This window comes from Antarctobacter sediminis (assembly GCF_019218285.1).
Lineage (GTDB): Bacteria > Pseudomonadota > Alphaproteobacteria > Rhodobacterales > Rhodobacteraceae > Antarctobacter > Antarctobacter sediminis.
Genome location: NZ_JAHUZG010000005.1, coordinates 1 through 17,994, shown reverse-complemented (window position 1 = coordinate 17,994; position 17,994 = coordinate 1). Strand labels below are relative to the sequence as shown.

Sequence of the window (17,994 nt, the reverse complement as noted above, 5' to 3'; positions counted from 1 at the left end):
GACAGGCATGGATTCGATTGTAGTGACCGGGAACGGCCCGCTGAACGGGGAGATTCCCATTGCGGGCGCAAAAAACGCCTGCCTGACGCTGATGCCCGCGACGCTGCTCAGCGAAGAACCGCTGACGCTGACAAATGCGCCGCGTCTGTCGGACATCCGCACCATGACGTTGCTTCTGCAATCGCTGGGGGCCGAGGTGTCCTCGCTTGCGGATGGCAAGGTGCTGGCGATGTCCTCACACGGATTGATCTCGCAGCGGGCGGAATATGACATCGTGCGCAAGATGCGCGCCTCGATCCTTGTACTGGGGCCACTTCTGGCGCGCTTCGGCTATGCCGAAGTATCGCTGCCGGGCGGCTGTTCCATCGGCGCGCGCCCGGTTGATCTCCACCTCAAGGCGATGGAGGCCATGGGCGCGGAAATGGACCTGCGGGATGGTTATGTCCACGCCAAGGCGCCCGCGGGCGGCCTGAGGGGCGGGATCGTGGACTTTCCGTTTGTTTCCGTCGGGGCCACGGAAAACGCGCTGTTGGCGGCGGTTCTGGCCAAGGGCACAACCGTTCTGAAAAACGCGGCGCGCGAACCCGAGATCGTGGATCTGGTGCAATGCCTGCGCAAGATGGGCGCGCAGATCGACGGCGAGGGCAGCTCGACCATCACCATCGAAGGTGTCGACCGGCTGGGCGGTGCGACCCATGCGGTGGTGACCGACCGGATCGAATTGGGCACTTACATGCTGGCACCGGCGGTCTGCGGTGGCGAAATCACTTGTCTTGGCGGGCGCATGGATCTGGTCGCGGCATTTTGCGAGCGGTTGGATGCAGCCGGTATTTCGGTCGAAGAGACCGAGAAAGGCCTGAAAGTGGCACGTCGCAACGGACGCGTGTCGGCGGTGGACGTGACCACGGAACCCTTCCCGGGATTCCCGACGGATTTGCAGGCGCAGATGATGGCGCTTCTTTGCACGGCAGAAGGCGTTTCGGTGCTTGAGGAAAAGATCTTTGAGAACCGGTTCATGCACGCGCCGGAACTGATGCGGATGGGTGCGCAGATTGACGTCCATGGCGGCACCGCAAAGGTCACTGGCGTGGAACGCTTGCGGGGCGCGCCGGTCATGGCGACCGATTTGCGTGCCAGCGTTTCGCTGATCCTTGCCGGATTGGCGGCCGAGGGGGAAACCGTGGTCAGCCGTGTTTACCACCTTGATCGCGGCTATGAGGATGTCGAAGGCAAACTTTCTGCCGTTGGCGCCCGGATCGAAAGGATCAGCGGCACATGACCGAAGACGCCCGTTTCGAAGATGGGGCCGAACGCCCGCTGAACCTTGGCGCGCTGGATGCCGAGGATTTGCAGGTGATTTCCAGCCTCGTGCAGGATGCCGTGCTGCCGGTGACAGAGATCCGCTGGCAAGCCACGCAGCGTCGGCTGGGCCTTCTGGTCAACCGTCTGCGCTGGGAAGACGTGGCAACCGCGCGCCAGCGCGGCCGCCCTGTCGAACGGGTGCAATCCCTTTTGGTGATCGACAACGTGTTGGGCGTTTCCAGTCAGGGCGTGGATCGTTCGGACAAGGACATGATCCTGCAAGTCCTGTCCCTGGGTTTCGAAGCAGGGGAAGACGCCGAAGGGTTCGTGGTGCTGACGCTTGCTGGCGATGGTGCGCTGCGGGCCCGGGTCGAAGCCCTGGAAGTATCGCTGAAAGACGTGACGCGCCCCTATATCGCCCCCTCGGGCAAGGTGCCCGATCACGGCGCCTGATCGCAGGTTGCAGGAATTGGTCGCATCTGCCCGCCCCGGCAGGTGCTTGAGGCTGACGGGGGGGCGGGCTAAGACGCGCTTGATATAGCGGAGGTCTGCATGCCCGTCTTTCTCGATAGCCGTCAGGATGATTTCGAAACCGCCTTTGCCGCGCTGCTGGGTGCCAAACGCGAAGACAGCCCGGACGTGGATGCCGTGGTGGCCGGGATCATCGCCGATGTGCGCGCCCGGGGCGATGAGGCGGTGCTGGAACTGACCGCCAAGTTTGACCGGCTGGACCTGAACGCGGATCGCCTCCGCTTTTCCGAGGCCGAGATCGAAGAACATTGCAGCAAGGTCGGAGAAGCGGAACGGCAGGCGCTGGAAACGGCGGCGCAGCGGATCCGCGCCTACCACCTGCGCCAGATGCCAGAGGATCAAAGCTGGACCGATGCCCAAGGGGCGACATTGGGCTGGCGTTGGTCGGCGGTTTCGGCGGCTGGTCTTTACGTGCCCGGCGGGCTGGCCTCCTATCCTTCGTCGGTCCTGATGAATGCCATCCCGGCCAAGGTTGCCGGGGTCGAACGGCTGGCAATCACGGTGCCGACGCCGGATGGCGTTGTGAACCCGTTAGTCCTGCTGGCCGCGCGGCTGGCCGGGGTGGATGAGATCTATCGCATCGGCGGCGCTCAGGCTGTGGCGGCACTGGCCTATGGCACGCAAAGCATCGCCCCTGTCGACAAGATCACCGGGCCGGGAAATGCCTTTGTCGCGGCTGCCAAGCGGCGGGTTTTTGGCAAGGTGGGCATCGACATGATCGCTGGCCCGTCGGAAATTCTGGTGATCGCGGATGGCGAAAACGATGCCGACTGGATCGCGCTGGACCTGATGAGTCAGGCCGAACACGATGAAAGCGCGCAGTCGCTTTTGATCACGACCGATGCGGATTTCGGCCGCGCCGTGGCCGAGGCCATCGACAAGCGTTTGGAAACACTGGAACGTCGCGCCATCGCGGGCGCATCGTGGCGTGACTTTGGCGCGGTCATCACGGTGCGCGACTTGGACGAAGCGGCTGTGCTGTCGAATCGTATTGCACCGGAACACCTCGAGCTTTGCGTTGCAGACCCCGAGTCGCTGGCCGCGAAATGCATCCACGCCGGGGCGATCTTCCTTGGTCAGTGGACGCCCGAAGCGATCGGTGACTACGTCGGTGGCCCGAACCACGTGTTGCCGACGGCGCGGTCGGCGCGTTTTTCCTCGGGGCTTTCGGTGATGGATTTCCTGAAGCGGACCACCATGGCGCGCATGACACCGGAAAGCCTGCGGGCCATCGGTCCGGCGGCAGAGGTTCTGGCGCAGTCCGAAAGCCTTGAAGCGCATGGGCTAAGCGTGACTGCGCGGCTGGACAAGCTGAACCGATAAGGGGCGCGCGACACCGCCGGAAGGCGAACCAAACAGGATCAGAACATGGCGATCGTCATCTTTCACAACCCGAATTGTTCCAAGTCGGGGGCTGCCCTGCAACTGATCCGCGACGCGGGCCAGGATCCGGTTGTCGTGCCCTACATGAAAACCGGCTGGACCAAGCCCCAGTTGCAGGCCCTGTTTGCCGTGGCGGACCTTGACGCGCGGGACGTGCTGCGCACTGCGCGCGGTCAAGCCAAGGAATTGGGCTTGTTGGAAGAGGGTGTGAGCGAGGAAGCGATCCTCGACGCCATGGTTGCGCATCCCGAATTGGTGGAGCGGCCTATCGTATGTTCGCCGCGCGGTGTTCGTCTGTGTCGTCCGCCCGAACTGGTTGGTGAACTTCTGGGCGACTGAGGCTGCGACACAACAGGGTTACATTGGCATGAGAAGAGGGGCCTCATGTCTGTTGTCATCCATCACAACCCCGACTGTGGGACATCCCGGAACGTTCTGAATTTCCTGCGTCTTGCGGGGTATGATCCGCATGTGGTGCTTTATCTCGAAGAGGGGTGGACCCGCGCGCAACTGCTTGCGCTTTTTGCTGCCGCGAATCTCACCCCGCGAGAGGCGCTGCGCGTCCGGCGCAGCCCGGCCGAGGAACTGGGCCTGACCGATCCCGAGGTGTCAGACGAGGCGTTGCTGGGCGCGATGCTGGAACATCCCATTCTTGTGAACCGGCCCATCGTCTGCACTCCGCTAGGCGTCCGCCTGTGCCGCCCGTCCGAAACGGTGCTGGAGATCATCGAACGCTGGCCGGACGGGCCGGTGTTCAAGGAGGACGGCGGGATGGTGCTGGACGCCGAAGGCCGTCGTCCCGACTGATCCTGTCGATGAAGGGCACGGTGAAGGCCGGCTTGATGCCCCGCCCGAGGGCAATGGACCAATTCGTGCCATTGCCCCCGCGCGCGGGCCGCGCTAAGCCAAGGCAAGCTTTCAGGATGCCGCCCATGACCCGCATCGCGCATATCGAACTGGATGACGCCAATCTTCCGCCGCCGACGCCGGAGATCGAGCAAGAGCGCCGTGTCGCCATGTTCGACCTGATGGAAGAAAACTCCTTTGTTCTGCCCGGGCGCGAGGATCGCGAAGTCCCGACGGGACCGTACAATGTGGGCCTGTCGATCCGGGACAAGCGGCTTGTCTTTGACGTCACCACGGAAGGTCATGAAAAGGCAGCGGAATTTCACCTGTCTTTGTCGCCGTTTCGGCAGGTGGTGAAGGACTACTTCCAGATCTGCAAAAGCTATTTCGACGCGGTCAAGACCCTGCCTCCCAGCCAGATCGAAACCATCGACATGGCGCGTCGCGGGATTCACAATGAAGGTGCGCGCATCCTTCAGGAACGTCTGGAGGGCAAGGTCGAGGTTGATGACGCCACCGCCCGGCGGTTGTTCACCCTTGTCTGCGTGCTGCATTTCGGGGGCTGAAGTGCTTGAATTGCCGCAGTCGATCCTTTTTGCCTGCGACCACAACGCCGTGCGGTCTCCGATGGCCGAAGGCGTCATGAAGAAGCTTTACGGGACAGAGACTTACGTTCAATCGGTCGGTGTCGTGAACGATCTGGAAATTGACGGTTTCGCCATCGCCGCCTGCCGCGAAATCGGGGTAGAGCTGGAGCGGCACCGGTCGCGCAGTTTCGAGGAAATGGAGCAGATGGGCGAGATGCTGTCAGGTTTCGACCTGATCGTCACGCTGTCCCCGGCCTCTCAGCGGCGCGCGCTGGAACTGACCCGGTATTACCACCTGACGGTGGATTACTGGCCGGTGATGGATCCGACAGGCATTGGCGAAACGCGTGAGCAAAAGCTGAATGCCTACCGGCAGACACGTGACCAGTTGGTGAAACGGCTGCGCGATCAATGGGAAGCGGACTAAGCGGCAGCGTCGCTTTTCCGGGAAATTTCACAGAGAAGATACAGGGAGTTGCGCATGGAACAGGCGCGGGATGTGGTGGCACGCTATTTTGCGGCATTCAATGCGGGTGACGTGGCAGGAATGCTGGATTGCTTGTCCGACGATGTGGCGCATCACGTAAACGAAGGTCAGGTTCGGGTTGGCAAAGACCTGTTCCGGTCTTTTTGCGAGCATATGAACCGCTGCTACCGTGAAAACCTGACCGACATGGTGATTTTCGCCAATGAGGACGGCACGCGCGGCGCGGCCGAATTCGTGGTCAACGGGACATATCTGGAAACCGACGAGGGCCTGCCCGAGGCGAAAGGCCAGACTTACTGCCTTCCGGCGGGGTCCTTCTTTTCGCTGGCGGACGGCAAGATCACGCGGGTTGTGACCTTTTACAACCTTGCTGACTGGGTGCGGCAGGTTTCCTGATGCGGGTCGAGGTGCTGACCGGCGCCGCGCTGGAAGCGGCGCTGGACGATGTGGCGCAGTTGCGGATTACGGTTTTTCGCGCCTTTCCTTATCTTTACGATGGGGACTTCGACTATGAGCGCGGCTATCTCCAGACCTATCGAGACAGCGAAAACGCGGTGCTTGTCGGGGCATTTGACGGTGACCGGCTGGTGGGTGCGGCCACGGGGACGCCGCTGGAGGATCACGCCGATGATTTCGGCGGCGCCTTCGCGGGCACGGGGTATGATCTGTCCGAGGTCTTTTACTGTGCCGAATCCGTGCTGTTGCCAGACTATCGCGGGCGCGGTGTCGGGCATCGTTTCTTTGATCTGCGGGAAGGTCATGCGCGGGCGTTGGGGCGGAAACATGCCGCGTTCTGCGGGGTTGTCCGGCCAAAGGACCATCCTTTGCGGCCTGCGGATTACGCGCCGCTCGATCCGTTCTGGCGCAAGCGCGGCTATGCGCCGTTGGACGGTGCGATCGCGCGGTTCCGCTGGAAAGACATTGATCAGGACGCCGAAACAGAAAAGCCGCTACAGTTCTGGATCCGGGCTTTGTGAGGTGATGACATGAAGGTGGCAACAGCAAGCTATCCTGCGGATTTTCTAAACAACTGGGATGCTTACGTTGACAAGCTCACCCGATGGGTGAGCGAGGCGTCGGGTGAGGGCGCGCAGTTGCTGGTCTTTCCGGAATATGGTGCGATGGAGTTGTCGACGCTGGAAGGCCGCGAAACGGCGCTGGATCTCGAGGCCTCGATCCATGCCGTGGCCGAGCGGATCCCGGCGGCGGATGCCCTGCATTCCGATCTGGCCGGACGGTTCGGCGTGCATATCCTTGCAGCCTCGGCACCCGTGTTCGATTCATCGGTCGCGGAACGCCCGGTGAACCGCGCGCGCCTCTTTACCCCGACAGGGGGGATGGGCGTGCAGGACAAGCAGATCATGACCCGGTTTGAGCGTGAGGAATGGCATATCGCGCCGGGCGGTCCTTTGCGGGTCTTCGACACGGTGTTGGGGCGGATTGGAATCCTGATTTGCTACGACAGTGAGTTTCCCCTGCTGGGACGGGCGCTGTCCGAGGTGGATATTCTGCTGGTGCCCTCTGTCACCGAGGCGCTGACCGGGCATTCACGTGTGCGCATCGGCGCGCAGGCCCGCGCGTTGGAGGCGCAATGCGTCGCGGTCATGTCCTCTGTCGTGGGCGAGGCGGACTGGAGCGAGGCAATCGATGTCAGTGTCGGGCGCGGCGCGATCTTTGGTCCGCCGGATACGGGCTTTCCGGCGACGGGCATCTTTGCCGAGGGCGCGCTGAACGTACCGGGATGGACCTATGCCGATGTTGATATGGCCGCGATTGCCGAGGTCCGGCGCAATGGTGTGGTGCTGAACCGCCTGCACTGGCAGGATCAGGAGGGGCGTGATGGCCCGCCCGAGGTCGAGCGCCTGCGCTGAGGGCGCTTTTGTCACGGGCAGCCCCGGGGGATACGCCGGAACTTCTGGCTTGAATTCCGCGCTGCAGAAGCGCATATTATGGCGCGCCGCGCCGAGAGCGCGGTTTTCGATTCAGGAGAGACCATGGCCAAGGAAGATACGCTCGAATTTCCCGGTGTCGTGAAGGAACTCCTGCCGAACGCGACGTTCCGGGTCGAGCTTGATAACGGCCATGAGATCATCGCACATACGGCAGGGAAGATGCGCAAGAACCGCATCCGTGTCCTCGCGGGCGACCGGGTTCAGGTCGAAATGACCCCCTACGATCTGACCAAGGGTCGGATCAACTATCGCTTCAAGTAAGCAGCGGGGCCTTTGCGGGTCTGAACAACGGGAAACGCGCTTCGGCGCGCGTGACAAGCGGCCCTTTCGGGCCGCTTTTCCTTTGGGCGGTGTCTGCCGCTTTTGCTTGCATCCGGCGCGGACCTCTGGTGAAGCCTGTGCTGCTGTCGCAAGGAGTTCCACATGTCCGATATGCCCCGCCTGATCCTGGGATCCGGCAGCCCGCGCCGGCGCGAGCTGCTGGCGCAACTGGGAGTCTCGGCTGATGACATCCGCCCGCCCGACATTGACGAGGATCCGCGCAAGGGCGAGTTGCCGCGCCCCTATTGCGTGCGGCTGGCGCGCGAAAAGGCGCTGGCGATCCCGGCGGACCCCGAAGAGGTCGTGCTGTCGGCGGATACGACCGTGGCGCTGGGGCGCCGTATCCTTGGCAAGCCGGAGGACGAGAAGGAAGCCGCGGGTTTTCTGACCGCGCTGTCAGGTCGTCGCCATCGGGTCATCACCGCCGTGGCGGTGCGCCGGGGCGACAAGCTGTGGGAGCGCGACGTGGTCACGCAGGTCAAGATGAAGATGCTGTCGAACGAAGAGTTGAACGCCTATCTCGCCAGCGGCGACTGGCGCGGCAAGGCGGGAGGCTATGCCATTCAGGGGCCGGCAGGGGCGTTGATCCCATGGATCAGCGGTTCCTTCACGGCGGTTGTGGGGTTGCCCTTGGCCGAGACCGCGAATCTGCTTCAAGCGGCGGGGTATCCGCTCTACAAAGCGCGCTCATGAAGGGCAGAACAATCGCATTGGATCAGTGGGACGGCCGCGAGGCGGCCGCGCTGCTGGTGGACGGACAGCTGGAAGACCTGTTGATCGACGCGGATCTGCCGCGTCCAGGGTCAATTTATCGTGGCGTGGTCGAACGGCCGATGAAAGGGCAAGGCGGGCTGTTCTTGCGCACCCCGGACGGCAATGCCTTTTTGCGACAGGTCAAGGGCCTGAGCCCCGGCGACCGCCTGCTGGTGCAGGTGACAGGCTATGCCGAACCGGGCAAGGCGATCCCTGTCACGACACGGCTGTTGTTCAAATCGCGCTATGCCATCGTCACGCCGGGCGCGCCGGGGATCAATGTCTCGCGGCAGATCCGGGATGACGAACTGCGCGACGAGTTGCTGGAAATCGCCCATGAGGCCGTGGCCGAAAGCCCGCTGCCCGAGGGCGCGGGGGTGATCCTGCGGTCTTCGGCGCATCCTGACGCAGCCGATGCGATCATGGATGACTTGCTGGCCATGTCCGGACTGGCGCGGGCCGTTCTGGCCGACACCGAAGGCGATGCCGAATTGCTGGTCGAGGGCGATGGCCCCCACGCGCTGGCATGGCGGGAATGGGCCGAACCGGCCGAGGTGGATGAGGGCGAAGGTGCCTTTGACCGCCACGGCGTAAGCGACGCTGTCGAGGCGCTGCGCCGCGCCAAGGTCAGTTTGCCGACCGGGGGCAGCATGGTCATCGAACCGACCTCGGCCTTGGTCGCAGTGGATGTGAACACCGGCGGCGATACATCGCCCGCGGCGGGGCTCAAGGCCAATATCGCCGCTTTCCGCGAATTGCCGCGCCAGTTGCGCCTGCGGGGGCTTGGCGGGCAGATCGTGATCGACCCGGCCCCGATGGTCAAAAAGGACCGTCGCCAGATCGAAAGCGTGCTGAAGGCCGCGCTAAAAACCGAAACGACTGAAACCGTCGTGGCCGGATGGACGACGCTGGGCCTGCTGGAGTTGCAGCGCAAGCGCGACCGCGTGGCCCTGAAGGACCTGATATGAGCTGCCCGATTTGTGCCAAGCCGAGCGAGGCGGCATACCGTCCGTTTTGCTCAAAGCGCTGCGCGGATGTCGATCTCGCGAAATGGCTGGGGGGAGGCTATGCCATCCCCTCGGACGACCCTCAGGACATGGAAGACGCCGCGCAGGCCGTGGCCGAAGAAGAACGGAAACCCCACTGATGTTCGACGATGCTCTGCTGACCCAGATCCGCGGGCGCTTTGCCCATGTCGAGGACTGCCCCTTTACCGGCAAGCGGGTCTTCTTCGAAAACGCGGGCGGGGCGCTGACACTGAATTCGGTTGTCGAGGTCTCGGCGCGTTTTGCCGCGATCCCCGACAATCAGGGGCGGGACAACCCCGCCTCCAAGGCTTTGGTCGAGGTGATCGCGAAGGCGCGCGAGGATCTGCGGGCTTTTGTCGGTGCCGAAGGCGGCGCGGTGATCGTTGGCGAAAGCGGCACCGAGCTATTGTTCCGCCTGATCCGGGACGCCTGCCTTGGCGCGGGGGCGGGACAGGCCTTGGGGTCGACCGTGGAACATCCGGCCTCGCGCAGCGCCATGGCGCGCTGGGCCGAAGTGTCCGGGCGCAAACATGTGCTGATCCCGCATGACGACGCCACGGGACAGGTCACACCCGAGGCCTATGCCGCACATGTCACGCCGGATATGGCGGTGGCCACGATCCTGCATACGTCGCCGGTGACGGGCATGGGCATGGACCTTGCGGGGATCGCGGCGGCGATCCGGGCGGTCGCGCCCGAGTGTTTCATCATCGTCGATGGCATCCAGCACGCTTGCCACGGCCACATCGATGTGGCCGGAGCGGGTGTCGACGGCTATGTCATCTCGCCTTACAAGGTCTTTTCGCGCCACGGTTATGGGCTTGCATGGGCTTCGGACCGGCTGACGGCGCTGGCGCATGACGCGCTGATCGGCGGCCCGGCGGGCAACTGGGAACTGGGCACACGCGACACCGGTGCCTATGCCACCTTCTCGGAGGTGGTGGAGTATTTCGACTGGCTGGGCGGGCAGTTGTCCGATGCCGGGACGCGGGTCGGACGGCTGGCGGCGGCGCGCGATGCCATCCACGCGCAAGAGGCGGGCCTGTGCAAGGCAATGATCCATGGCACCGGCAACCTCGCCGGGCTGACGGATTTGCCGGGTGTTCAGATCGTCGGCGGTGCCGACAATCCTGCGCGCGAAGGGTTGGTGAGTTTCTGGGCCGAAGGCCGGGATTCGGCCGAGATTGTCGCGGGCCTGAACGCGCAGGGCATCCGGACCCATACGCGAAAGGCGGATCACTATTCCGGCAACGTGTTGCAGCCCTTGGGGCAGGCCGATTGCGTGCGGGTTTCGCTCGCGCATTACAATTCGATGGACGAAGTGCGGGCGTTCCTGACTGCGATGCGCAGCATTCTCGGCTGAGGGCGTGCATTTGGGGGCTCTGCCCCCGCCTTCGGCTCCCCCGGAGTATTTTTGCCAAGAAGAAGCCCGGGCCGGGTGCTGGAAGGCGCGGCGGTGGACAACCGCCGGCCTGCATGCTGGTCTGTGCGAAAAGGAGCGCAGGTGGTGACAGGGTTGCCCGAACGAGAGTTTCCGCACATTGAACCCATCGGACTGGACGGGGTGATCGTGCAATTTGGCGGCGCATTGTCGGAGGCCGCGAACCGCGCGGCGCTGGCCTTTCGGGCTGCGATCGAGCGGGATCCTCCTGACGGGGTCGAGGAATGTTCGACGTCGCTGGTGTCCACCTATCTGCGGTTCGATCCCATGGCGCTGACGCTTGAGGCTCTGGTGGCGGATCTGGAGGCACGGTTGGCGCGGGAAGACTGGTACGCGGCGCCGATGCCCGATGGACGTCGTTTCCTGCGGATCCCGACGGTTTACGGCGGCAGTTTCGGGCCACAGCTGGACGAGGCGGCAGAGGCGGCCGGGCTGAGCGCAAAGGCTGCGGTGGAGGCGCTGTCTACGGCCAGGGTTCGGGTCAATGCCATCGGGTTCGCGCCGGGGCAGCCTTATCTTGGCACTTTGCCCGAGGTCTGGGACATCCCGCGTCAGAGCGGATTGACCCCGAAGGTGCCCGAAGGGGCGCTTGTCGTGGCGATCCGGCAGTTTGTCCTGTTCTCAGTGTCGGCTCCGACCGGGTGGCGGCAAGTTGGCCGGACGGCTGCGCCATTGTTTCGGCCAGAGGGCGATCGTCCGTTTCTTTTGCGGCCCGGGGACGAGGTGCAGTTCGACGCGGTGGAAGCCGGAGCCTGGGACCGGCTTTCGGCGGATCCGGCCGGCGGCGTCGTGATGGAGCCTTTGACATGAGCGTGCTGGAGGTCTTGCAGGCCGGACCGGGGGTGAGTGTGCAGGATGGCGGGCGTCCGGGCTATATGGCTCTGGGCCTGTCGCGGGGTGGAGCGGCTGATCCCATGGCGTTGGCCGAAGGGGCGGCGCTGTTGCGGCAGGCGCCGGGTGTCGCCTTGGAAATGGCCGGGTTTGGCGGGCGTTTCCGGGTTGAGGCCGCGCGTCGGATCGCCCTGACCGGCGCGCCGATGCGGGCCACCGTGGACGGGGTGCCCTTGGCGTGGAACGCCAGTCACATGTTGCCCTCGGGGGCCGTGCTGGAGATTGGCGGGGCCCTGTCCGGCGTCTATGGCTATCTCACGCTTGGTGGCGGATTGGACCTGCCGGAGAAACTGGGGGCGCGGTCGGCCCATCTGAGTGCGGGGCTTGGCCGGGTTTTGCAGACCGGGGATCGGCTGCTGTTGAGCGGGGACGCCGGGCGTGCCATTGGACTGACTCTGGACCCGATGGCGCGGTTTTCGGGGGGCGATTTGCGGGTGTTGCCGTCGCTGCAAACCGCGTTTTTCCCGAAAGACATGCGGGATCGTTTCACGCAGGAGCGGTTTACCCGGGACAGCCGGGGCAACCGCATGGGGATCCGCCTTGTGCCCGAGGGGGAGGGGTATGGGCTGACGGCCGGGCAGAGCATCCTCTCGGAGGTGATCACTGCCGGTGACATCCAGATTCCGGGCGATGGGGCGCCATACGTCCTGTTGAACGAATGCCAGACGACCGGGGGCTATCCGCGTATCGGGACCGTTATTCCGGCCGATTTGCCAAAGGTGGCGCAGGCTGCACCGGGGGCCGCGCTGCGGTTCCGGTTTGTCACCCGGGCCGAGGCGCTGGAGGCCGAGGCCGGTTATCGCCGCCTGTTGGCGGGGCTGGTCGTGCGACCCTTGCTGAGGAACCCGGCCGAGATGCCGGACCTGCTGTCCTATGAATTCATCAGCGGTGTGACCGCGGGGGAGGAGATGCCATGACTACTGTCGATCTGAATGCCGACATGGGCGAAAGCTTTGGCCCTTGGGTTATGGGGCAGGACGCCGAACTGCTGGACGTGGTGACCAGCGCCAATGTCGCCTGCGGCTTTCATGCCGGTGACTGGGATGTGATGGCCGAGACCATGGGGACGGCGTTGGCCCGTGGTGTCGGTATTGGAGCGCATCCGGGGTTTGCCGATCTTCAGGGATTCGGACGGCGCCGGATGCACCTGCCGGAAAAATCCGTGCGCCATATGGTGCAGTACCAACTTGGCGCGGCGCTGGGCATGGCGCGGGCGGTCGGTGCCGAGGTGCGCCACCTGAAACTGCATGGCGCGCTGTCCAACATGACCTCTGAAGACGAGGGGCTGGCCGAGGCCTGTTACGGTGCCGCGCTGGAGGTCGCGCCCGAGATCATCGTCATGGTGCTGGCCGCGACGGCGCAACAGCGCGTGGTCGAACGGCTGGGCTGTCGCTGGGCCGGAGAGATCTTTGCCGACCGGGCTTATAATGCCGATGCCACTTTGGTGGATCGCAAGCTGCCGGGGGCGGTTCTGCATGATCCTCAGACCGCGGCTCCGCGGATCGTCGAGATGGTGAAAGCCGGGGCGATCCTGCCCGAAGAGGGAGAGCCGATCCCCGCCGCCATCGACACGATCTGTCTGCATGGCGACGGGGCAACAGCGCTGCCTATGGCCCGTGCCGTGCGGTCTGCGCTGGAGGACGCGGGCGTCAGGGTGCGCTGTTTTGAGGGACGGCGCGGGGCCGCATAGGCCCCGGCGCGCTTTAGTTGCCGACGCAATCGGCGATTTTCTCCGCCATGCCAAGGATCAGCGCCGGGTAGAACCCCGCACCGCTGGGAAGATCAGCGCCCAGTTGGTCCACGATCGCGGTCGGGATGCCGCTGGCCTTGACGGTTTCCAGCAGGCGCGCGTCAGTGCCCGGTTCGATCAGGACACAGGCCGGTCGGTCGTCTGCGATCCCGTCGCGCAGTTCGGCAAGGCGCGCCGGCCCGGGGGTATTGGCCTCGGCATCCGAGATGGCGCCGGTTACGGTCAGGCCGAAATGCGCTTCGAAATACTGATAGGCATCATGCGCCACGGCAATCGGGCGATCCCCGACCGAGGTTAGTGCCGCGCGGGCTTCGGCCTCGGCCTTGGCGATGCTGGCCGCTCCGGTCTTGGCATTGGCGGCATAGGTTGCCGCGTTTTCGGGATCCAGATCGGACAGGGCATCGGCAATCAGGGTCAATGCGGTTGTCGCATTCTCGGGGGACAGCCAAAGATGCGGATCATTCGCTCCGTGGTGGCCATGATCATCATGACCGGCCTCTGCGTGATCATGGTCGTCGTGATCATCGTGGTGATCGTCATCGTGATCACCGTGATCGTGATCGTCATGATCGTCATGGTCAGCGTGATCATGATCGTCGTGCTCATCATGTTCGTCGTGGCCGTGGTCATGTTCGAACAACCCGCTGTCCCGGAATTCCAGCAGCAGAATGCCCTCTGCCTCGCCCAGCGGCAGGTGACGGGCAGAGCTTGCCAGCGTCTCGATCTGGCCGTCCAACTGCGGCGTAAGACCCTGACCGACCCAGACAACCAGATCGGCGTTCGACAGGGCGCGCGCCTGGCTGGGGCGCAGCGCCAGCGTATGCGGCGAGGCACCGGGCGCCAGCAGCCGTTCGGGGGTGCCCAGATCCCCCAGAACCATGGTGGCAAGACTTTCAACCGGGCCGATATCGGTCACGACGCGGGGGGTATCTGCCAGCAAGGGTCGCGGAAGGACTAGGCAGGCGGTAAGGAGAAGGGAGCGCAGCATGGGGCCTCGGATCTTGAAAAGCGTTGGAGTGTTACAATGTAACATCTGCGGGCTTGTACGGCACAACGTTATACCATATCAACCCCAAACCCGAAGGAGAGTCGCGACATGGAAGCCAAAGGGTTCGAACATCACGACCACCATCACTGCATTGCCACCGCGCTTAGTACGGTCGAAGAGACCTGTAGCGCGCAGGGATTGCAGTTCACGCCCGTGCGGCGCCGCGTGTTGGAGATCCTTCTGGCCGAACATCGCGCGATGGGGGCCTATGAGGTGCTGGACGTGCTGCGGGAAGAGGGCAAGGGGTCCCAGCCCCCGGTGGCATACCGGGCGCTGGATTTCCTTGTGGCCAATGGGTTTGCGCATCGGATCGAACGGCTGAACGCCTTTATCGCCTGCGGCTCTCCGGGAGAGCAGCACGCCCCTTGTTTCCTGATCTGTCGCGGTTGTTCCTCGGTGGCGGAAACGCCGGGACGGCGGGCCTCGCAGGTGCTGCGAGAGTCGGCTTCGGAATTGGGGTTCAAGGTGGAACGCGTGGCGATCGAAGCCGAGGGCCTGTGCCCCTCATGCGCGGAGGCGGATCAGTGACATCCCTGATCGAGGCGCGTGGCCTGACCATGCGGCACGGCACGCTGGACGTGCTGCGCAATGTGGATTTCGCGATTGCCCCCGGCGAGATCGTGACCGTGGTTGGTCCGAACGGTTCTGGCAAGTCGACGTTGCTGCGCGCCTTGATCGGAGCGATGAAACCACTTCGGGGCAAGGTGACGCGGGCCCGCGGCCTGCGCCTTGGGTATGTGCCGCAGGGGTTGCGGCTGGATGGTTCGTTGCCGATGACAGTGGCGCGGTTCCTGAACCTGCTGCAGCGTGTCAGCGCAGAGGCCCGGCAAGCCGCGCTGGAAGCTTCGGGCGCGGGCGATCTTTCGCAACGCCAGCTTGCCGCGCTGTCAGGCGGGCAATTCCAGCGGGTGCTTTTGGCGCGGGCGCTGTTGAACGATCCGCAGATCCTGATCCTTGATGAACCGACCACCGGGCTGGACCAGCCGGCGCAGGCCAGTTTCTACCGCCAGATCGAAGACCTGCGGGACAGGCTTGGCTGCGCCGTGCTGATGGTCAGCCACGAACTGCACGTGGTCATGAGCGCCTCGGACCGGGTGATCTGCCTGAACGGTCACGTCTGCTGCGAGGGACGCCCCGAGGTGGTGGCGCAGGCCGAGGAATATCGCGCGCTTTTCGGCACTGGGACCAAGGGTGCGCTGGCGCTGTATCGCCACCAACATACACACAGCCACGATCACGCACCGGGAGAGGCCTGCAATGCTGGATGATTTCCTTGTCCGCGCAGCGCTGGCCGCTGTCGGGGCGGCGCTGGCCTCGGCGCCGTTGGGCGTGTTCGTCGTCTGGCGGCGGATGGCCTATTTCGGCGATGCAACCTCGCATGCGGCGATCCTTGGCGTGGCGCTGGCGCTGGCCTTGTCGGTGCCTGTCTTCGCGGGCACCCTGGCGGTGGCGCTGGTGGTTGCCTTTGGCGTGGCGCGCTTGTCGGGGCGTGGATTTGGCGCCGATATGGTTCTGGGCGTCGCAGCGCATGGGGCGCTTGCTCTTGGCCTTGTGGCAGCCAGCCTGTTGAACGGCCCGCGCCTCAATCTGGAGGCTTATCTGTTCGGCGACATCCTCGCCGTCAGCCGGATGGACCTCTTGGTGATCTGGCTGGGCGGGGCGGCGGTTGCCGCGCTGATCGGCTGGCGCTGGCAGGCCTTGCTGACCTCGACCATTTCGCCGGATCTGGCCGCCGCCTCGGGATTGAACCCGGAACGAGAGCGGGTGATCCTGATGCTGGCGCTGGCGCTTGTTGTCGCGGTCGCGCTGAAGGTCGTGGGGGCGCTGCTGATCGGCGCGCTGCTGGTCATCCCGGCGGCGGCGGCGCGACCGCTGTCTTCGACCCCGGAACAGATGTTGGCGGGCACCGCCACTGTGGGCGTGGTTTCGGCGCTGGGCGGACTTTGGGCGGCATGGACATTTGACACGCCGGCCGGTCCCAGCATCGTTTGCGCCTCGGCGGCGCTGTTTGCACTAAGCTCGATCTTTGGGCGCGTGACCGGCGCGCGCAGCGTCTGAAAGCGCTAAACGCGCGGGCATCGTTTCGAACTATCGCCCGGCGGTTTTGACCGGTAGGACTGGTCCCGGACTGGACGGACCATGCCGGGAGAGTCGTTATTTCATCACAGGGCACAGACAGGCTGGACGCGGCGACAGGCGCCATGCTCGTTCTGCTGACCGTTCTGGTCACGCTGGACGAATGGCGGCTGACGGGCCTGTCCTTTCTCTTGCCGGTGCTGGTGGTCCTTCTTGTGGCGCTGATGGCGGGCAAGGTCGCCCGGTCGCGGCAGGGGTTCATCCTTGCGGCGGTGCTGCTGACGGCTGTCGCGGCGGCCACCTTGCCGGGCTGGCAAGAAACCATCCTGCGCGGCTTTGCCTCGGCGGCATTTATTGGCGCATTTTTTGCGGCGCTGACCACCCTGCGCAACGTGGCCGAGACGTCGCCTGCGATCCGCGCGGCGGGCAGTTTCCTTGCCGAGCAACCGCCGGGCCGTCGGTACGCGGCGCTCACAGTGGGCAGCCATCTGTTCGCACTGCTGCTGAATTACGGTGCGATCTCGCTTTTAGGGGCGCTGGCCACCACCAGTGCCGCACGCGAAGCCAACGCCGAGATTCGCCGCCATCGCATCCGGCGCATGTTGCTGGCGATCCAGCGAGGCTTCATCTCGTCCCTGCCGTGGTCGCCTCTGGGGTTTTCCATGGCCATCACCAATGCGCTGATCCCCGGTGCGCGCTGGGCCGAGTCCGTGGTGGCGGGTGTCGGGACTTCGGCGATCATCCTCGTGTCGGGCTGGGCTCTGGACACGATTTTCAAACCGCGCCTTACCGTGCCGTCGCCACCAAGGGGACCGGTGGAAGGGTCGTGGCGGCTGTTGCGTCCTTTGCTGCTTTTGTTGGTTTTGCTGGGCGTGACCGTCGCCGTGCTGCACGAGGAAACCGGCCTGCGGATTGTCGGGATCGTTATGCTGGTGGTGCCGGCGCTGTCGCTGGGCTGGGTGTTGATCCAGCATCGCGGCGGCGGGTTGGATTTCAGCCTGCGCAGCCGTTTGCACCGTTATGTGACCGTCGAACTGCCCGGTGCGCGCGGCGAGGTCACGCTGCTGATGATGGCGGGCTACATCGGTACGGTAGGCGGGCCTCTGCTGGGCCCGGTGGTGGCCGGGGCAGGGATCGACCTTGCGGCGCTGCCGACATGGGTCGTGCTGATCGGGCTTGTCTGGCTGGTTCCGGTGCTGGGACAATTGGGCATGAACCCGATCCTTGCGGTGACGTTGTTTGCGCCGGTCATTCCCGCCCCCGAGGTGCTGGGTGTGGCCCCTGCGGCGGTTGTTGCGGCAATCGCGGCGGGCTGGGCAATTTCGGGCCTGTGTTCACCCTTTACCGCCACGACGCTGCTGATTGGATCCTTTGGCAACGTCAGCGCGCTGCACGTGGGCCTGCGTTGGAACGGAGTTTTCGTCGCCGTTCTGGGTGTGCTTCTGTCGGTCTGGGTGCTGGTCTTTGCCTTTGCGCTTGGCTAACACACCAAAGGCCCGCCGAATGGCGGGCCTTTTCGTTTTTTCGCGCTTTTGGGTGCGCTCAGAGTTTCTCGGTCAGTTCCGGGACGGCGGTGAAGAGGTCCGCGACCAGACCGT

General features: G+C 64.4%; 23 protein-coding genes. 22 read left to right on the top strand and 1 reads right to left on the bottom strand.

All coding sequences use genetic code 11. From position 1 onward, the window contains the following. Positions 1-7: 7 nt before the first annotated feature. The 18 genes from murA (at position 8) to KJP30_RS20495 (ending at position 13,212) form a co-directional block, all read left to right on the top strand. Positions 8-1,279, top strand: a complete 1,272-nt coding sequence (murA, locus tag KJP30_RS20580) for a UDP-N-acetylglucosamine 1-carboxyvinyltransferase (RefSeq protein ID WP_218451253.1) — start codon at positions 8-10, stop codon at positions 1,277-1,279. Then, a complete protein-coding gene (locus KJP30_RS20575) occupies positions 1,276-1,755 on the top strand; it encodes a DUF2948 family protein (RefSeq protein WP_218451252.1) in 480 nt (159 codons plus the stop codon). Before murA ends, KJP30_RS20575 begins: the two co-directional genes overlap by 4 nt. Positions 1,756-1,854: 99 nt before the next feature. Beyond that, positions 1,855-3,156 (top strand): histidinol dehydrogenase, encoded by a 1,302-nt coding sequence (gene hisD, locus KJP30_RS20570; RefSeq protein ID WP_218451251.1) that lies wholly within the window; start codon positions 1,855-1,857, stop codon positions 3,154-3,156. Positions 3,157-3,201: 45 nt separating this feature from the next. Further along, the gene (arsC, locus tag KJP30_RS20565; RefSeq protein WP_218451250.1) at positions 3,202-3,555 is read left to right on the top strand and encodes an arsenate reductase (glutaredoxin); all 354 of its coding nucleotides are present in this window, start codon (positions 3,202-3,204) and stop codon (positions 3,553-3,555) included. A 45-nt stretch (positions 3,556-3,600) separates the two neighbouring features. Next, positions 3,601-4,023, top strand: coding sequence for an arsenate reductase (glutaredoxin) (arsC, locus tag KJP30_RS20560; RefSeq protein ID WP_218451249.1), 423 nt, complete (start codon positions 3,601-3,603; stop codon positions 4,021-4,023). A gap of 125 nt (positions 4,024-4,148) precedes the next feature. Further along, positions 4,149-4,628: a UPF0262 family protein gene (locus KJP30_RS20555; RefSeq protein WP_218451248.1), complete on the top strand. Its 480-nt coding sequence runs from the start codon at positions 4,149-4,151 to the stop codon at positions 4,626-4,628. A 1-nt stretch (position 4,629) separates the two neighbouring features. Beyond that, positions 4,630-5,076 (top strand): arsenate-mycothiol transferase ArsC, encoded by a 447-nt coding sequence (locus KJP30_RS20550; protein WP_218451247.1) that lies wholly within the window; start codon positions 4,630-4,632, stop codon positions 5,074-5,076. Positions 5,077-5,130: 54 nt separating this feature from the next. Next, positions 5,131-5,532, top strand: a complete 402-nt coding sequence (locus KJP30_RS20545) for a ketosteroid isomerase-related protein (protein ID WP_218451246.1) — start codon at positions 5,131-5,133, stop codon at positions 5,530-5,532. Then, on the top strand, positions 5,532-6,113 hold the full coding sequence (locus KJP30_RS20540; protein WP_218451245.1) for a GNAT family N-acetyltransferase: 582 nt from the start codon (positions 5,532-5,534) through the stop codon (positions 6,111-6,113). The genes KJP30_RS20545 and KJP30_RS20540 overlap by 1 nt, the downstream gene beginning before the upstream one ends. Positions 6,114-6,122: 9 nt before the next feature. Then, positions 6,123-7,007, top strand: coding sequence for a carbon-nitrogen hydrolase family protein (locus tag KJP30_RS20535; RefSeq protein ID WP_218451244.1), 885 nt, complete (start codon positions 6,123-6,125; stop codon positions 7,005-7,007). A gap of 123 nt (positions 7,008-7,130) precedes the next feature. Then, complete coding sequence (gene infA / locus KJP30_RS20530; RefSeq protein ID WP_023849011.1) at positions 7,131-7,349, top strand: translation initiation factor IF-1; 219 nt, start codon at positions 7,131-7,133, stop codon at positions 7,347-7,349. 162 nt (positions 7,350-7,511) lie between these two features. Then, positions 7,512-8,102 carry a Maf family protein gene (locus tag KJP30_RS20525; protein ID WP_246594672.1) on the top strand — a complete coding sequence of 197 codons (591 nt, stop codon included), beginning with the start codon at positions 7,512-7,514 and terminating at the stop codon, positions 8,100-8,102. Then, on the top strand, positions 8,099-9,130 hold the full coding sequence (locus tag KJP30_RS20520) for a ribonuclease E/G (protein ID WP_218451243.1): 1,032 nt from the start codon (positions 8,099-8,101) through the stop codon (positions 9,128-9,130). Before KJP30_RS20525 ends, KJP30_RS20520 begins: the two co-directional genes overlap by 4 nt. After that, positions 9,127-9,309 (top strand): DNA gyrase inhibitor YacG, encoded by a 183-nt coding sequence (locus tag KJP30_RS20515; RefSeq protein ID WP_218451242.1) that lies wholly within the window; start codon positions 9,127-9,129, stop codon positions 9,307-9,309. Before KJP30_RS20520 ends, KJP30_RS20515 begins: the two co-directional genes overlap by 4 nt. Further along, a complete protein-coding gene (locus KJP30_RS20510; protein ID WP_218451241.1) occupies positions 9,309-10,553 on the top strand; it encodes an aminotransferase class V-fold PLP-dependent enzyme in 1,245 nt (414 codons plus the stop codon). The genes KJP30_RS20515 and KJP30_RS20510 overlap by 1 nt, the downstream gene beginning before the upstream one ends. Positions 10,554-10,697: 144 nt before the next feature. Then, positions 10,698-11,441: a 5-oxoprolinase subunit B family protein gene (locus KJP30_RS20505; RefSeq protein WP_343222802.1), complete on the top strand. Its 744-nt coding sequence runs from the start codon at positions 10,698-10,700 to the stop codon at positions 11,439-11,441. Continuing rightward, positions 11,438-12,439 (top strand): 5-oxoprolinase subunit C family protein, encoded by a 1,002-nt coding sequence (locus tag KJP30_RS20500; RefSeq protein ID WP_218451240.1) that lies wholly within the window; start codon positions 11,438-11,440, stop codon positions 12,437-12,439. Before KJP30_RS20505 ends, KJP30_RS20500 begins: the two co-directional genes overlap by 4 nt. Further along, the gene (locus KJP30_RS20495; RefSeq protein WP_218451239.1) at positions 12,436-13,212 is read left to right on the top strand and encodes a LamB/YcsF family protein; all 777 of its coding nucleotides are present in this window, start codon (positions 12,436-12,438) and stop codon (positions 13,210-13,212) included. Before KJP30_RS20500 ends, KJP30_RS20495 begins: the two co-directional genes overlap by 4 nt. 13 nt (positions 13,213-13,225) lie before the next feature. Here the strand turns inward: KJP30_RS20495 and KJP30_RS20490 are convergent, their stop codons facing one another. After that, positions 13,226-14,260 (bottom strand): zinc ABC transporter substrate-binding protein, encoded by a 1,035-nt coding sequence (locus KJP30_RS20490; RefSeq protein ID WP_218451238.1) that lies wholly within the window; start codon positions 14,258-14,260, stop codon positions 13,226-13,228. A gap of 108 nt (positions 14,261-14,368) precedes the next feature. Here KJP30_RS20490 and KJP30_RS20485 point away from each other — a divergent pair, with 108 nt between their 5' ends. The 4 genes from KJP30_RS20485 (at position 14,369) to KJP30_RS20470 (ending at position 17,880) form a co-directional block, all read left to right on the top strand. Next, entirely contained in the window at positions 14,369-14,848 is a 480-nt protein-coding gene (locus tag KJP30_RS20485) for a Fur family transcriptional regulator (protein ID WP_218451237.1), read from the top strand. Positions 14,849-14,877: 29 nt separating this feature from the next. Continuing rightward, on the top strand, positions 14,878-15,588 hold the full coding sequence (locus KJP30_RS20480; RefSeq protein WP_246594680.1) for a metal ABC transporter ATP-binding protein: 711 nt from the start codon (positions 14,878-14,880) through the stop codon (positions 15,586-15,588). Beyond that, positions 15,578-16,378: a metal ABC transporter permease gene (locus KJP30_RS20475; protein WP_218451235.1), complete on the top strand. Its 801-nt coding sequence runs from the start codon at positions 15,578-15,580 to the stop codon at positions 16,376-16,378. The genes KJP30_RS20480 and KJP30_RS20475 overlap by 11 nt, the downstream gene beginning before the upstream one ends. 143 nt (positions 16,379-16,521) lie before the next feature. After that, the gene (locus KJP30_RS20470; RefSeq protein WP_218451234.1) at positions 16,522-17,880 is read left to right on the top strand and encodes a hypothetical protein; all 1,359 of its coding nucleotides are present in this window, start codon (positions 16,522-16,524) and stop codon (positions 17,878-17,880) included. Positions 17,881-17,994: the final 114 nt, after the last annotated feature.